General features: G+C 49.1%; 11 protein-coding genes and 3 pseudogenes. 5 read left to right on the top strand and 9 right to left on the bottom strand.

Annotated features, from left to right (window positions below; all coding sequences use genetic code 11):
• Positions 1 to 132 precede the first annotated feature (132 nt).
• Both BG55_RS05250 and BG55_RS05245 read left to right on the top strand, forming a co-directional pair.
• Complete coding sequence (locus BG55_RS05250) at positions 133 to 996, top strand: YicC/YloC family endoribonuclease (protein WP_034935125.1); 864 nt, start codon at positions 133 to 135, stop codon at positions 994 to 996.
• A gap of 168 nt (positions 997 to 1,164) precedes the next feature.
• Positions 1,165 to 1,425, top strand: a complete 261-nt coding sequence (locus BG55_RS05245) for a hypothetical protein (RefSeq protein WP_052018702.1) — start codon at positions 1,165 to 1,167, stop codon at positions 1,423 to 1,425.
• Between the two features lie 335 nt (positions 1,426 to 1,760).
• Here the strand turns inward: BG55_RS05245 and BG55_RS05240 are convergent, their stop codons facing one another.
• The 5 genes and pseudogenes from BG55_RS05240 to BG55_RS05220 form a co-directional block, all read right to left on the bottom strand.
• Entirely contained in the window at positions 1,761 to 2,204 is a 444-nt protein-coding gene (locus tag BG55_RS05240; protein ID WP_235192721.1) for an Imm26 family immunity protein, read from the bottom strand.
• A 392-nt stretch (positions 2,205 to 2,596) separates the two neighbouring features.
• Positions 2,597 to 2,884: pseudogene (locus tag BG55_RS23480) on the bottom strand (RHS repeat-associated core domain-containing protein); the annotation flags it as partial.
• Positions 2,885 to 3,037: 153 nt separating this feature from the next.
• Positions 3,038 to 3,586, bottom strand: coding sequence for a hypothetical protein (locus tag BG55_RS05230; RefSeq protein WP_152542638.1), 549 nt, complete (start codon positions 3,584 to 3,586; stop codon positions 3,038 to 3,040).
• Entirely contained in the window at positions 3,583 to 7,803 is a 4,221-nt protein-coding gene (locus tag BG55_RS05225; protein WP_084276213.1) for an RHS repeat-associated core domain-containing protein, read from the bottom strand. The genes BG55_RS05230 and BG55_RS05225 overlap by 4 nt, the downstream gene beginning before the upstream one ends.
• A gap of 11 nt (positions 7,804 to 7,814) precedes the next feature.
• Entirely contained in the window at positions 7,815 to 8,255 is a 441-nt protein-coding gene (locus tag BG55_RS05220) for a DcrB-related protein (protein WP_034935118.1), read from the bottom strand.
• A gap of 199 nt (positions 8,256 to 8,454) precedes the next feature.
• Here BG55_RS05220 and BG55_RS05215 point away from each other — a divergent pair, with 199 nt between their 5' ends.
• A complete protein-coding gene (locus tag BG55_RS05215) occupies positions 8,455 to 8,766 on the top strand; it encodes a hypothetical protein (RefSeq protein ID WP_034935116.1) in 312 nt (103 codons plus the stop codon).
• Positions 8,767 to 8,893: 127 nt separating this feature from the next.
• Positions 8,894 to 10,204, top strand: coding sequence for an SIR2 family protein (locus BG55_RS05210; protein WP_034935316.1), 1,311 nt, complete (start codon positions 8,894 to 8,896; stop codon positions 10,202 to 10,204).
• 58 nt (positions 10,205 to 10,262) lie between these two features.
• Here the strand turns inward: BG55_RS05210 and BG55_RS05205 are convergent.
• Positions 10,263 to 10,568 (bottom strand): annotated as a pseudogene (locus tag BG55_RS05205) (integrase core domain-containing protein); the annotation flags it as partial.
• Here BG55_RS05205 and BG55_RS05195 point away from each other — a divergent pair.
• Positions 10,569 to 11,680 (top strand): IS3 family transposase gene (locus BG55_RS05195; RefSeq protein ID WP_152542636.1). Its coding sequence is split into 2 segments (ribosomal slippage): positions 10,569 to 10,830 and positions 10,830 to 11,680, totalling 1,113 coding nucleotides; the frame shifts between segments, so codons are not numbered across the junction.
• 142 nt (positions 11,681 to 11,822) lie between these two features.
• Here the strand turns inward: BG55_RS05195 and BG55_RS05190 are convergent.
• The 3 genes and pseudogenes from BG55_RS05190 to BG55_RS23175 form a co-directional block, all read right to left on the bottom strand.
• Positions 11,823 to 14,165 carry an ATP-binding protein gene (locus BG55_RS05190; RefSeq protein WP_034935107.1) on the bottom strand — a complete coding sequence of 781 codons (2,343 nt, stop codon included), beginning with the start codon at positions 14,163 to 14,165 and terminating at the stop codon, positions 11,823 to 11,825.
• A gap of 2 nt (positions 14,166 to 14,167) precedes the next feature.
• Entirely contained in the window at positions 14,168 to 15,622 is a 1,455-nt protein-coding gene (locus BG55_RS05185; RefSeq protein ID WP_034935104.1) for a metallophosphoesterase family protein, read from the bottom strand.
• Positions 15,623 to 15,818: 196 nt separating this feature from the next.
• A pseudogene (locus BG55_RS23175) lies at positions 15,819 to 16,121 on the bottom strand (recombinase family protein); the annotation flags it as partial.
• Positions 16,122 to 16,528: the final 407 nt, after the last annotated feature.

The following is a 16,528-nucleotide window of genomic DNA, read 5'->3' as shown; positions in this document are numbered from 1 at the left end:
CGGACATCATAATCGCACCACGTTAAAACGCCAGACACCCCGCTGATTTAGCCGAGTTTTGGCTGATACCTGTTAAGCCATCACTGCCACCGTTATAATCTGATTATCTTTATCTCAAAACAGGTACACACAATGATTCGCAGCATGACCGCCTACGCCCGGCGTGAAACCAAAGGCGAATGGGGCACCGCATCCTGGGAGCTTCGCTCCGTCAACCAACGTTATCTGGAAACCTATATCCGCCTGCCTGAGCAGTTCCGCGGCCTGGAGCCGGTCATCCGTGAGCGGATTCGTAACCGGCTGACACGCGGTAAAATCGAGTGCAATCTGCGCTTTGATGCTAACCCGCAGGCACAAAGCAAGCTGGTGCTGAACGAAAAGCTGGCAGTTCAACTGGTGCAGGCGGCAAACTGGGTGAAATTGCAGAGCGATGAAGGTGAAATTAACCCGGTTGATATCCTGCGCTGGCCTGGCGTCATGTCCGCAGAAGAGCAGGATCTCGATGTCATCTCCGCCGAATTGCTGAAAGCACTGGATGTGGCACTTGATGACTTTATTACCTCACGCGAAACGGAAGGCGCTGCACTGAAAACGTTGATCGAACAACGCCTTGCCGGAGTCAGTACTGAGGTGACAAAAGTACGGGCACAGATGCCTGAGGTGCTGAAATGGCAGCGTGATCGACTGGTCAGCAAGTTAGAGGAAGCTCAGGTACAGCTTGACAGTAACCGCGTGGAGCAGGAGTTGATCATGCTGGCGCAGCGTGTTGATGTTGCAGAGGAGCTGGACCGCCTGGAAGCTCATGTCAAAGAGACTTACAACATCCTGAAGAAAAAAGAGGCCGTTGGTCGTCGCCTCGATTTTATGATGCAGGAATTCAATCGCGAGTCGAACACGCTGGCCTCAAAATCCATCAACGCTGACGTCACCGCCTCCGCTATTGAGCTTAAGGTATTAATTGAGCAGATGCGCGAGCAGATTCAGAATATCGAGTAATTTCTCACCAGCATTCATATAATGCCATAACACCAATAAAACCCGTAACTTACGGGTTTTATTGTCTCACCATAAATCATCACTTCTCGCAAAATCTCCCGCTTTTGCAGTACGACCTACTGTACCAATTATTTCTTTGACCGTTATCTTTTGGTACGAGCAGAAAGAATGGGAAGGCTATCGTCACGAGGAATTCCAGGCTATGACGTCGCAGGAGAGAAGCAAGAGTGTAAAGCTTCTACTCTTATCAGAATCAAGAAAAAGAAAAACGCTCGTGACGTTTATGACATGGCGCCTGAATACCGTGAAAAGCAAATTGTTGGACACTGTAAGCATCCCGATATTATTCGCAGGTGTATTGAAAATAATATCAATCCTCACGCAGGCAAAATAAAGGTAGAAGACACCAAGCCAGAAGATATCGATTGACCTTCCCTCTGAAAACAGAACCAGTATAACTGGAGAACCCGGTCTTTTTTTCCACTTCACCAGAAAGCATACCTGCCATAAGAGATTCCACATTGACTATACTATTCAACTTTTATATCTCCCGAAAAAATATCAATTAAAAAAATTACCTCATCAGATTTTTTTATAAACTGTGAAAAGTACTCTCCGATCTTTACTTCTGATTAGGTAGCTACGATCACATATTTTCAATATTTTATACTTCAAATCAATTTAGCGGAATAGCCAGAAAGATTAAGGTAATTTTCCTGACAATTCCTTTAATAACCATTCAACTTAGACAGACAACATATTTTTTACGTGAAAATCATTTTTTGGCAAGTATGGTGGATATTTTTCTGATTCCTCATCTGATATATCAGACACATTCCCCAATACATCAACTTTCTTTCTCTCCCCAACCGGGCCATAGACAAAATATGTATCTTGATGAGTTTCAGAAAAATCCCCATGTCCAATAATTCTCCACTCACCCGAAATTTTTTATCAAAAAGACTATATGTATCCAATATCAATAAAAAAAGAGAGTTATTCAGATTTAAAGCAGACTCATCGATACCTGGAGAGGATGAAAAGTGATCAAATATTTCTGCTGAGTGACCAATGCTGACCTTTGATATAATTCGTCCAAAACCATATTTTTTATCATCCAATTGAAAGCAAAATATATCACCAGGCTTAATAAATCTTAGCATTGTTCGAGGCTTTTTATCCCAGGCCCATAACTTAAAGTTTTTCATTTACATGTTCCTCCACTCTTTCTTCCTGAACTTTTCATCTTATCTTCATAAGCACTTTTAAAAGAATCTGCTCGAACATCTGCTCTACTATGATCAAAAGAGTTATATTTATTACCACGATTTGTTGAAGATATTTCGCTACCTATTTTTCCGGTTCGAGTATTATATTCTTCAATATAATATTGCTCATAACCACGAGCTTGTCCATAGTTGATATTTTAATCTAAAGGGATCAGACCAGTATTTCCCCCTAATCGCCCGGTTTCTAAATGCTCAGCTGACCTTCTGGGCAAATCATTAGTAATGCCAACGTAATAAGGATTTCCTACAGGATTTCCATTTACATCTAAATCATATAAACCATAAACATTATATCCGGGATCATTAACAGCAGCTAAGCCTAATGGATCAACCCAACCCAGCGGGTTCGGTGCATACTGATAAAGATTCCAACCCCCGTAAAGCCCTATCGGATCCTGCACCGTAAAACGCCCGACCTGCGGGTCGTAGTACCGGAACAGATTATAGTGCAGGCCCGTTTCACCGTCCGCATACTGTCCGGCGTAGCGCAGCGGCTGATGACGCAGGGAAGACTGCCCGGACTGACGATAAAACCCGTCACTCTGGGCACGCACCTCACCAAAACTGCCGTACTGGCCGCTCCAGCGTGCCCGTGCACGGAGGTAAAAGCCGTAATTAACTCTTTATGGGATAGCGGGAATTAATTGCCCGTCATACTTCCTGGAAAACCGTGAATGCAGATATTTTTGCATGGGTAGTAATTCTCAGCAAAGAAACTGTTAAGGAAGGGGTATTATTTTAGATGTGCGCTCTCAGTCCAGTGGAATGGTTTTCGCAAAATCCATTAGCTCTTCAACACGGCTTAAAGGAAATGCATCTATGTTTTTTACTTTAACCAAAATTCTTTCCAGCTTGTTAGCTTCAAGTGAAAAATATTCATCTTCCTCCTCAGTCGTTCCCTTGTCATACTTCAAAGCATCTGTACTTTCAAATGACTTATCAAGGGACTGCAAAAAGTCTTGATTCTCATTACTGACAAAATATGAATGTAAATAATATGCTGCCCCAAATGCATTCTGAGCAATAGTCCCTTCAGTATCCGGGTAGTCATCTGTGTCAGGAGCAACAGATTGGATATAGTCTTTTCCAACAAGTGTGGATTTAACGCCTTGCGTACAGTCCAGGAAACCTTTCAGTATTTTCGTGAACTCATCTGACAATGATTCATTGTAAAAGCCATCAAATTGCTGAACAGACTTTATATGCCTGGCAAGATTACATAAACCAATAACTAATTTCTTTTCACCAGATAGTTGACTGAGACTACCCAAATAGTCACTGGCATATTGTTCAATAATCATTTCCCCGTGCATCCTTTTATTCTGTTTCGGCTTCGCTTACCCGTTTTTGGCGTGTCAGTTAATACGCTATTTTCATGCATCATACCTTCACAATCAAGACAGACGCCTCTGGAGGCATCAATGTGTTCCACATCAGAAACCTTGTTCATTATAGTCTCTTCGGCATGTCCGTCGCCCCTGATAACATTGACATTATTCGTTTTAGCCCAGGCGCGTTGAGCCGGAGGGACCACGCGATCGCTTGAAGCGAGGTGGTAATTACCCTCTTTATCAATACCGATAGCCGTTGTTTTACGGCCCTGAGCAAACTCATCAAGCTGAGAATGAGCATCAACAACCATTTGCTGGAGCTGCGTGAGGGCAAGCCCCAGTGGATCGATCCAACCCAGCGGGTTCGGCGCATACTGATAAAGATTCCAGCCACCGGCTAACCCTATCGGGTCCTGCACCGTAAAGCGCCCCATCTGTGGGTCATAGTGCCGGAACAGATTATAGTGCAGGCCGGTTTCACCGTCCGCATACTGCCCGGCATAGCGCAGCGGCTGATGAGTCAGGGATGTGTGCCCGGACAGACGATAAAATCCGTCGGTCTGCCTGCTGACCTGGCCAAAGCTGCCGTACTGGCCGCTCCAGCGAAGCTGCCCCTGTTCGTCCGTTACCTCCAGCGGCGCGCCGTTCAGGTCGGTGCTGAACCAGTAAATCTCGCCGTGGTTTTCGTCTGCCGGGTGGTCAACGCGCGCCAGCGAGCTGTATGCCTCATTGGGGTCGTAAATATACGTGTGGCACTGACCGTTATGCTGCTCCTGCAACAGACGAAAGCCCTGCCACAGGAAGCGGGTTTCCTGCGTACCGCGTGCGGTGGTGACGGTTTTGCGCGTGCGCCTGCCCAGCGCATCGTAGTGGTAATGCGCGGTGAAGCGCCCTTCCGGCCCGGTGCCCTCAGCCTGTATCAGCCGGTTTTCAACGTCGTACCGGTAGTGCTGTTCGTGCAGCCCGCTGCGACGGCGGACCAGATTGCCCCAGCCGTCGTACTGCATAAACAGGTTCTGCCAGTGCGTCAGGCGGTTATCCGTCACCGGACGGTCCGGATGGATTTCATCGGGCAGTAGATTATCGGCGGCATCGTAGCGGAATGACTGCCTCTGGTGCCCCTGACGTGCCTCGTACTGGCTGAGCAGACGGCCTTCCGGGTCATAGCCGTAGCTCACCTCGCCCCTCAGGGTGTCGCTGACACCCGCCAGCTCACCGCGTGCGGTATAGCGGAAAGCGCGTTCGAGGATTATCTGCTCCGGCAGGTCCGGCGTGGAACCGGGGATGCTGCGCTGTAACGTGCGCCGGCCCAGGCTGTCGTATTCCCGGCGCTGTTCACGCGCGCCCTGGCTGCGGCTGATTTCCCGGTGCAGCCGGTCGCGGGTGAATTCGCTGACCGTCTGCTGGTTAAAGCGAACGGCGCTGACGTGGCCGGAGCCGTAGTGCAGCCAGGAGAGGTGCTGCCCGCCCGGCAGGGTGAGTTGTGTCAGGTTGCCCAGCGGGTCGTATTCATATTCCAGCCCGCCGCCAACGCCCCGTTCGCTGACAAGCTGCCCGGCCGCGTCGTGGCAAAAGCGGATGTCGTCCGCTTCAATGCCCAGCGCCACGCCTTCTGAAGTCGGCGTGCGTAGCAGCCCGGTGAGTTCACCGTTTTCCCCACGCCGGTAGCGGTATTCGGCGTGACGGGTATTGCGGGCCGTCAGCAGGCCGCCGTCATCATAGCTGAAGGTCTGCACGCGCCGGGCGATGCCGCCGTCCGCCTGCGGTTTACCGCTCTCCAGCAGCGTACAGAGCAGGCCGCGTTCGTCCCACTCCATCTGCCGGAGGGTGTCGTCCGGACGGGTTTCACTCAGCGGGCGGCCCACGGCATCCACGGTAAAGCGGTATTCCCCGCCGTTGCCGTTCTCAAGCTTAAGCAGGTTGCCGCGCGGGTCGTAATGCCAGCGGCGCGTACGGCCGATACGGTCGGTGACGCTGACCGGCAGCCCAAGCGCGTTGTACTGCCAGCAGGTTTCGCTTTCCAGCGGGTCACGCCAAGCAGCAAGCTGGCCCTGTTCGTTCCAGCGCAGGGTTTCCCGGCTGCCGTCGGCGCGGATAACGGCGGTAAGCTGCCCGGCAGCGTCCCACTCGCGGCGGGTAAGGTTCCCTTCCGCATCCTCACTGCTGACCAGCTGCCCGAAGCGGTCATAGCTGAAGCGGGTGACGCTGCCGGAGCAGTCGGTGCGCGTTGTCAGCAGGCCCTGACGGTTCCACTCCAGCAGCACGTCACCGCCGTTCGCATCGGTGATGCGCGCGGGCAGCGTCTCTTCCTCATCAGGGTAGTGGTACCGGGTGGTGTGGTTCAGCGGGTCGGTTTCCGACAGCAGGCGACCGTGCAGGTCGTAAGTGGCCCGCGTGCTGGTCCGGTCCGGGTAAACGGTCTGTACGATGCGCCCGGTATTGCGGAACCAGTGATAACGGGTGGTGCGGCCCGCCGGGTCGGTTTCGGAAACCATCCGGCCAAAGCGGTCCCACTGGCTGCGGCGCATCGCCCCGCCGGGCAGGATGACGTCACACAGCTCACCGTCGCGATAAACGAAGCTGGTCTGGCGACCGTCCCAGTCGGTAAAGCTGGCAACGTTGTCATCGTCATCAATCAGCCACTGCGCCTGCGCCCCGTCGTCACGGGTGGCGCGGCGGGTGCCGTTTTCAAAGTCATATTCAAGATTAAGCTGCTCACCCGCGCCGTTGCGGTACGCCACCACGCGCGGCAGGCCGTCGGTCACCTGCCAGCGGTATTCACTGACCAGGCCGTTGCCGTCCTCGTGGCTGCGCATCAGGTCCGCGCCGTCGCCGTCGTCATACCAGCTGAAGCGACGGCGGACCTGGCCGCCGCGCCCGATGACGGTCAGCAGCCGTCCCTTTTCGTCGTAACCGTAACTGACCAGGCAGACCTCATCATCCAGCCACGCGCCCACCAGACGGGTCTGACCGTGAATACTCTGATAGCGGCAGGTCACGCGCTGTGCGGCGCTGTCGGTCAGCGCGTGCAGAGTGTGGTCATCGTTCCACTCAAAGAGGATGGCATTGCCGCACGGTTCCGTCAGGCGCAGCGGCAGGGACGGCGCATCGTCGGGCAGCGCCGGAAAGTGCCAGCGCTCTTCACCAGCGTCATATACCGACCAGCTGTCGTCCGCATGGTGCTCCAGCCAGCGCTTCTCCGCCTCGCAGAAGGTCCGTTGCCCTCTGGGCACCAGCGGAAAGGAGACGTAATCGCCGGAGGGTGCGCGCCACACCAGCCCGTCCTGATACCGTTCCAGGCGGGTTTCCCAAAACAGGCTCCAGCCGCGCCCCAGCACGCTGTCGCCGGGGTTGCCGCTGCGCCAGCAGCGCTGCCAGCGCACCGGCAGGCGGGAAGGCAGCACAAAATCGAGCTCATCATCACCGCTGAGAAACTTCTGGCCGCTGACGATATCCACCGGGCGGGCAATAATCCCCACGGCGGCGGCACCGGTCATCAGCACCCCGGCGCGGCAGGCGACACGGGTCAGTTTACCGATGAAGGGCAGTTTACTGAGCAGGCGGCTCAGCGCACCGACCTTTCCGGCTGCGCCCCCTGCCCCGCCAATCAGCCCGGCAAACAGCAGCGTCAGGTCAGAGGCTTTGTACACCCACTCAGGCACTTCAGGCTGGATGGGCAGCGTCTGCAACGGGTCGCCGCCGATGCGCACGTTGCCGGAGCCGGTCATCACCCTGCCGCCGCAGGTGGTCTGGTCACTGATTCGCGCCGCCGGAAGCCCGTTGATAAACACCCGCGACGAGCCTTCCGCCATCTGCTGCGCGCCCGCATCCTTCGCGCATGCAACCATGCTGTTGGTGGCGATGGCGGCAGGTTTGCCGTTGATAAAGACGTCAGGCGAGCCGGTGCCGATAACGCCTTCCTTCTCCATGCTGGCGGCCCCCGCATCGGCGATACCGTCACGGGCGGCAGTGGCCAGCTCTCCGGTAAGATACCCCACCGCCAGGCTGGCCCCGACCAGCAGCACGCCAACGCCCAGGCAGGCCGAAGCCATCCCGGCCACAAACAGCGCGCCGGCGGCAAGCCCGCCCGCCGCCGCAATCAGCCCGCCAACAATCGTACCGGCAATCATCCCCGCGAGGGCATGAGAGTGACCGATATCATCGCCGACGCGGGCCGCTTCAAACATGACCTCAGTCCTTACTGTTCATGGAAACGAAAGCTGGCCAGCAGGCGCTGAAACTGCGCGTCATCCGCCTCAGTCAGCGCAGCGGTGCAGGTCATGGTGAACACCAGAATACGGTTGTCCTGCGGATTAAAAACCGCCTGCTGCTGAAAGACGCGCCTGCCGTCGCGCAGATAGCTGGCGTGAACGCACTCGCCGTGCAGCAGATTATCACCCAGCACCGATGGCACGCGCCCGGTCTGCTTCCAGTCCTTCAGGTGCGCCTGCATCAGCGCCAGCTGGCGGTCAACGTAAGCGGAAAGGGTTTCGGCATCATTCAGCGCGTCACGGGAAATATTAAATGCAGGAGCGCCCGGCGCGGGTGCGGGAAAGGCATTGACGGTGCGGTCCTGACAGCCTTCCGGCAGGGTGATTTTGCCTTCAGTAAACAGGCATTCAGCGGCGGGCAATGACATCGTGAAAGTTCCGGTTACATCACATAAACTTAAGTTTGCCATGAAAGTTTTGGGATGGATAGTGGTAGGGGACGTGGGGCTGGTTTGTGCCAGGAGCGGACGTAGCTAATGTCTTTCAGGAAGGAAATAATTACCATGTGTAATACTGTGTGAGTGGGCTAAACTCAGGCAAAAAACATTATTATGGAGGGATCTTTTGATGAGTTGTGAACACTGCCTGGATTTGTGTGTTAAATACATCATCCGTCATCCTGAACATTTACGTAAGGCAATTCGTATTGCAAAGCATGCGCTCAAAGAAGGGATTTTGACTGAGATCGAAGCAACTGATGATTGGAACCAATATAGCTTTAATGAGTGTGCTGAAAAGATGATATGGAGCGATATAGTTGACTATCATTTTACATGTAAGCATTGCGGTACTCAGTTTGTATTAGGCGCTGAAACATATCATGGCAGTGGTGGCTATTGGTCGCCAGAAAACGAGAAGCCATCTGCAACATTTGACTAAATATCATTCTTGGTAACCAGGAATAGTTGTTGTGGGCTGCTTCGTGCCAGGAGCGGACATTCCCATATTGAAAAGAGAACCGCTAAGCTGTATCTTGGCAGTTATAAAAATGAAAAAGGATTCTCAGATGAGTGAGTTATTTGAAATTGCATATGCAGCAGCCACAAATAGACTTTGTCTATTTACCGGAACAGGTTTTTCAAAGGAGGTATCTAATGGTGATGCTCCAACATGGAAAGGTCTTCTCGAAGAACTGTGCGATATTTTACCAAATGCAGATAAATTAAAGGCGTCACTTTTTCCAAAAGAAAAGTCATCACTTTTAAGCCTAGAAGAAACAGCACAAATAATCTCAATAAAGCTGGCAGCTCAAGATAAGGACATTCATGAAGAGGTTGCTAAGATTATTTCTAAAATACAGTTAGGAGATAGTAAGGAGGAAATTGAGAGCTTTTTTTCTAACCGTTCTTTCCGCGTCGTAACAACCAATTATGATAAACTAGCTGAAAGTTTAACATGTGAAAATACTTCTCAATCAATTACACCGGGATTGCCGATACCAAGATCTTCTGCGAATGTTAAAGTCTATCATGTACATGGTTCCGTAGATTCCCCCCAAAATATGGTGATCACATCAGAGGATTATTTTAAATTTATAAATAGTGATTCATACTTTTCTCGAAAACTAAGCACCGTTTTGTATGAAAACACTGTTGTGATTTTAGGATATTCTCTTGGGGATACGAACCTAAAAGCAATTATTAGTGATTATAAAGGTTTTTCTAAAAGTCATGTAGTTGGTTCAAATATATTTTTGATTTCTAGGTCCTCAATAGACCAAAATGTGAAGGATTACTATTTTCATTGCTACGGTATTAGAGTATTAGATTCCCTTGAAATTAATGCTTTCTTTAAAAATTTAAACAAAGAAATACCGAAGGCAGAAAAGATTTCCGAAAGTTCCTTAAAATCCATTCGGAAAGTCGTGTATGAAAATCACTCATTCAAAGACACGTACTTGAAGCTCGAAGACTCATTTTATCAGATTATTTCTGCAATTGCCGCTGAGGGGCTGAGCTGGAATAATAACATGGTAGTAGCAATGATTGGCGATATTATTGAAACCAAAACAAATTTAACCAACGAGCATAATGCCTGGGAGCAATATGAACATCTGGCTCGTTGGCTCATTTACCTCGGAACTATTTTTGAAGTGCGTAAAACTTCAATAGAAGGAAAATACCTTGATGCAGTACTACGCTCGATGACAACAATGAGAAAAGATTACTATATTGGATACTCTTGGCATGCATACCGCTCTTGGAAGAATCGTTGGCCATCTATGATTGTGTCGAACCGGGTTCTAATTAAAAAACATGTTGAGGAAAATACCACGTGGTCTGATGCGCTAACCATAGTAAATGATATTGATTCATAATTTAATCTAATAGCGGCTCTGTAGAATAAATTAGAGCCAACTTGTAAAGACACCCGTTTTAGTTCCATGCACTTTTTGAGGTTCCGGCGAAATTATCCATCATCCGGTACTCTTCCGGCGTCAGGTTGTTCAGGGATTCATGCGGACGTTCAGTGTTGTATTCGACCAGCCATTTATCTGTGATTTCCCGCACCTCGTCCAGCGTTCTGAACAGATAAAAATCCAGTACCTCTGTCCGGTAAGTCCGGTTAAAACGTTCTATAAACGCATTCTGTGTTGGCTTTCCGGGCTTAATAAATTCCAGCTCCACGCTCCGGCTTTCTGCCCATTCGGCCAGTGCCAGAGAGATAAATTCCGGCCCGTTATGCGTAAAGCCCGTTTTACTGAGCATCAGATCATCACGGTGATTAAGTCGGTTGAAGCCGGACGAACAGTCAAAGATGTCTGCCGTGAGGCCGGGGTCTCTGAAGCCACGTACTATAACTGGAAGTCCAAATACGGTGGCATAGAAGCTTCTGATATTAAAAAGATAAAGGACCTTGAGGACGAGAACCGACGGCTTAAGCAGATGTTTGCCGACCTCAGTCTTGAGAATCGGGCACTGAAAGATGTTATTGAAAAAAAGCTCTGAGGCCAGCTTCCAGGCGTGAGCTGGTCACTCATCTGATAACGACGTTCGGACTCAGTATCCGTCAGGCCTGCCGGAGTCTGAATCTCAGCAGAACAATTTACCATTACCGCCCGGATACCACGCGTGACGAACCCGTTATTTTCGCGTTGCAGACGGCTGCTGAAAGATATCCGCGATACGGTTTCCCGAAGCTGTTTCAGGTTCTGCGGCGGCAGGGATACCAGTGGAACCATAAACGGATCTACCGTATTTACTGCCTGCTGAAGCTGAATTTTCGCCGTAAGGGCAAACAACGGTTGCCGGTGCGTAATCCCTCGCCGCTGGCCACGCCGGCAGCGCTGAACCAGAGCTGGTCTGTTGATTTTATGCATGATGCCCTGGTCTGTGGCCGTCGTTTTCACACGTTCAATGTCGTTGATGACTTTAACCGGGAGGCGTTGTCGATTGAAATTGATCTGAATCTGCCGGCCCGGCGAGTGGTTCGGGTGCTCGACAGGATCGCAGCAAACCGCGGATATCCGGCGATGCTTCGCATGGATAACGGCCCGGAATTTATTTCGCTGGCTCTGGCGGAGTGGGCAGAAATGCACGCAGTGAGGCTGGAATTTATCGAACCGGGTAAGCCGACTCAGAATGCATTTATTGAACGCTTTAACCGGACATACCGCACTGAAATACTCGATTTCTATCTGTTCAGGACGCTGAACGAAGTAAGGGAAATCACAGAGCGGTGGCTTTCAGAATATAACTGTGAACGTCCGCATGAGTCCCTGAAAAATCTGACACCGGAGGAATACCGGTTACAACACTATCTGTCGGGGATCTCAAAAAGTGCGTGGAACTAAAACGGGTCTATTTACATGTTCATCTCAATGATAAAAACCTACCAATTTGAAACGAAAAACGGATGTTCCTTCCTCTTAACTTAATAGGGATTAGAGGTTGAAACATCCGCTTTACAACTAACTGGACAGGTTGATCAAACTCTTAATGTATTGGCTTCTGTAAATAGTCGTGATGCATAAGGAGATCAAATCTAACGTAAAACTCAATTGGATCATCTGTTACCGTAAAACATTTCATTAAAGGCGTCGGTACGGGCACAAGGATACGATTATTCGAAACAATAGTCGTTGTTGCCAACGCAGTACCTCCCGCATCACCGGCTAACCTAGCACCTCTGAGTTCTATATCGTAATACAAGCTGATGCCTGCATTTGCTCCTGTAAAGAGATAAACAATTCTCCGACCAGCCCAAGCTACTTGAGTTGAATGCGGCCATTTGAAAAACTCAAGTTCCTGCAGGAAAAGTCGATCTGACAATGCTAAAAACATCCGATAGTTATTCAATTGCGGCAATTCTTGTTCCGTAGTCAACAGTCGGTCGTCAATTGTGGTATTCAATCGCAGGATAGGAGACGCTGCTGTTGGAGCAGCCACTGCAATACTAGATGCGGGAATTTCAGGGGCTGCTGCACTTACTACATCTGGTAGAGCCTGTTCAACAGTGCCCACTTGCCTACCACTGACATGCTGGCTTTGTACCGCAGTAATTGCCACGGCGGCGCTGAGAACTTGACCTATTTCAACTTTGCCACTTAAGTAGTCTGCAATCAGGGGATCTAATTCCCCGTTGTCTTGTCGCTCAAGCCGGAAAATCTCACGCTTCCGTTCTAGTGCTCGCTGAAGAGCATCAAGTCCTGCACGTTGCGAACTAGGTACAAAAGACTGAATTTGGGCATATATATATACCCTTACGAAATCTTTCGTGAAACTATCAAGAAGTTCGTATGAAGTCGAAAGATGGTTTAGAACTGCTTTCAGGGCTGGCCAATTTCTGGAGAGCGTCAGGGTAACCTTATCTCCCTCCATCTTAGCGATCATCGGAACTCCATGAGTGATATCCGCCCAAATTAAATCCACATCATCCAGCATATAGTCACTTCGAAGTACCTTAGCAAGCGAGAACGTTAGGCTAACCTCCTCGCGAGTTAAGTTTCCTGGATCATATACATGCGATATAGTTGCATGGTTTGGAATGCTTGGAATATGAAGTATTTCACTCAAATATCTACGTTGCAGTTCACGACGCGGCTGGCTCTGACTGATCCGTATGAGGGGATTTTCTGACCCTGAAAACATCCTTATAAGATCTGGATCGGTGCCCTCATAAGATTGCATCTGAAGGCCAGAAAATTGGGTCGTCAGCTCCCCCATTTCGAATTGTTCGCCATCTTCCTGAACCTGAATTTTTACTCTGCTTCCTAAAACAGTAAGGTGATTATTTACCACATATTGTTGAAATGCTGTCAGGCTGTCTGCAATTGGATGAGATGCCAGCATTTCAGTGAGACTCTTCTCAAGGGGAGGGAAAATTCTTGAAGCATCGCCGATAGAATCTCTGGTTAAGGCTTCACGGCCAGCTGTGGGTACAAGGAACGGTAAATCGGCAAATCCGCCGAGTTGGTAAACACTCGCGACAGGCAATGGCGCTAGACCGAAGCTGGAACGAAGCCCCATGATTGACCCCATGCCATTGCGGAGGCAGAGTAGCCCTTTAATTGGTGCGCTATCACGCTGGAAATTAGAGCACACCAACCCGACTCCATTAGTGCCAGAAATATATACCTCTAAGTTAAATTCTAGCGTGCCAGCAACCACGTTTTTTTTACCAATAGACTGCCAATCTTTGATCCCTACAGCAGTAATTTGATCTTGTTGGCTAATCAGCTCACCGTTAATTATTACAGGTACGGGAAGAAATTTTACGAACTGGCTCACGTAGTTTTTTAGACCGTCCAGGTCGAGTAAAGAATCGCCATCAAGAGTTGCTACGATACTTGTACCAACAGGCGTCGAATGATCCAGTAGTTCAAAGCTAATGCAGTCTTGGCCAATTTTAAGGTCTTTCTTTTGAGCTTCAGTACGGTAACCTACAGCACTATTAAATGCCCGTGTGGTAACTGAGAGGCCAGAGCACACACCAAAGTTGGCCATAGCACCAATACCAAACGTACCGATAACACCGGCTTGACGCGCACTTTCAGTATTTTTACCGGATGACCCAGCTTTCCAGAAATTTTCCTTTAATACTGTTTCCGACATGCCGATACCGTTGTCGGTTATAGATATTGATTCGGGAGTGACGATTACCTCAATGTGATAAGAACACAACTCACCACCTTCAATATTGGCTCTCATGAGCACTGCATCGTAGCAGTTTTGGATATTCTCTCGCACCATAGCAAACGGGGAGTCATATATTTGCTTTGAGAGAATCTCAAGTACTCGATCTGTTTCAACTTGGAAAGATATATTAGTTGTTGACATATTTACTTGCCCCTCAAAAGAATTTGACATTGTTGAATTCTCATACGTACCGCAGCTGAGCCAGAGGGGATTTCTGAATCGATAGAGCTAATCAAGGTACGTAAAGATGGCCAGTCAAGCAGATTCTCGTATGCTTCACTCAGTATAAGAAAATCTGTATCGGACGCAGGGGGGGTGAGCAAATCAACAATTTCCCCCCATTCCTCTAAATTGATAAGAGCTTTAACTGCAATTGCACGTACCCACTGGTTTTGTGTGTGATTGCGAATAAGCTCATAAGCTTCTATTGCTTGGCCATTTCTTAACAATTCATCTGCTTTTGCTGCCAACTCGAAGGGCGATATTGATTGAACTCGTTTTTTAGCTAACGCAAACTGTATCGAACTGCCACTAAATTCACTGACGTAGCCTCGTTCCCATATGGGAGCACTGAAATCGTTGTTAGTCATCGCTCTTACGTGAACGGTGCCATATCCGGCTTCTCGATCGAGTACAACAACGTTATATCCCCTCATTCTACCTGTGGGCAGACTTCGTGGACCACCGCAAAGAGTTCCTGCACTAATCACCGATATATGTCGTTGTACGTCAGGAGAGAACCGATTTTCTAGTAGGCCCGATCTATGCTGATGTCCATGCATGCCAATAGAGCAATCAGAATCCATGAGCAGTCGGAGAAAATCGGAGTCTATATAGTCGTTTTCTTTGGGACCACCCTGGATGCTGTGATGCCAGACGCTAATAGCGAGAGCCCCTCTTTCTACTTTCGGTGCAACCTCGTCCATTGCGTTATTGATAGCCTCAGCAGAAATTGCTCCTGTTCGATTAAATAAATCATTCTCAAGACAGCTCGAAAATGCTACTACACAGAGATCTAACTCAGGATATTCATGGATAGAATATTGTTCTTTAGGATTTAACGAGAACTTCCGTTTGCCTTCGTAGAAGCGATCGTAAAATTTTGCGTATGGTTCTAAGCGTTGATGGTAGACAGTCTGGTTGATGATTTCATAGACAGACATCTCTGGAATATTGAGTCTATATCGTGAATCGTCTTCCCAAACCTTCTGAATTAGCATTCGTCTCTTGTCATCGTCAGGAGGGGTGTCTAAACGCTTCATCGCGCGGAGGACATGTGGCATACTTATATCGTGGTTACCCGGCGCAACAACTATCCTTTCCCTATCACCGTCAAAAAACCGTTCAGCCAAACCAGCTAAAGTTTCATAGGCTTCCTCATACTGCAATTCGAGATTTCTATCACCATCTGGATCATCTCCCCTAACTCCATAGACGATGTCACCGCTAATGACCGCTATATCAGGTTTAGGAATGCCTTCATTTTCAGTATAGCGCTTGCGATCACGATACAAAGATGACAAAAGGGGTTGTGTCTTGATACGGCTTCCCGAATCCCTGTGCAGATCAGAGAGATGCAAAATAGTGGTTTTAGTCATAGCCTCTCGCAATAAAAATCAGGGGTCAAAACAAGTTGCTTTTAGATGCGACTCGCGTTTCCAGGGTCTTACAGCGCCCCAAACATTCATATCATTGAATAATTTCGAGCTTATGCCTTTCAACAGACTGCCGTGAAATTGTACATCTAATCACCTTAAATTACATGCCATTGCCTGATTGAGTTTCTTACTGAACTTAATTCGAAAATGAAAAGTCAGAATCTGAGTTTACCTCTCGATAGAGGTTCTGTATCCGACATATTTGGGAGAGGCTGTACCCTGTCGCATCTGCTGTTTCACTGATGCTCAGTTTCTTGATATGCCGGTAGTACAGGACTTTCTGATGCCGTTCCTGATCAGCCTGTTTTCCCCGGTACTTACCAAATGTATGGGCCCGTTCAATTCCCTGCTTTTGACGCTGGCGGCGACTCAGCCAGTCCTTATGCGACATCGCGGCCATCAGGTCGATAAGCATGTTATTGATGGCACTTATCACGGCGAAGTATCGTCCTTTGCGGTCAGTTGATATCAGCCGGTGCAAAAACAACCTTAACGTACAATATTTTCCGTTTACCAAACGGAGCCCAATTAGAACCAGACGTGATGCACTGTCCGAACTGCAAAAGTATTATGCACGTCAAATTGAGCAGTTACATATCCGAACAGGTAAGAAACATTATCATTAGTGCACCCCGGACTGTTCCTGCTTGTTTGAAACCAGAGAGAACATTAGCAGAATGATTGCCTCGCCGCCGCAACCTGGAATCTGCACGGCTCCGCCCCGCTGCGGACTCAGCACCAGCCCCCGACTCTAAATAGCTGCGCGGAATAGTAGATCACTTTAAGGGAACTCAGCCCGGATTGTGCGATCTGATCAATCGCCAAATCAAAACAAATCACCAACCG

This window comes from Erwinia mallotivora, from assembly GCF_000590885.1.
Classification (GTDB): domain Bacteria; phylum Pseudomonadota; class Gammaproteobacteria; order Enterobacterales; family Enterobacteriaceae; genus Erwinia; species Erwinia mallotivora.
This window is presented reverse-complemented; position numbering and strand designations above follow the sequence as displayed.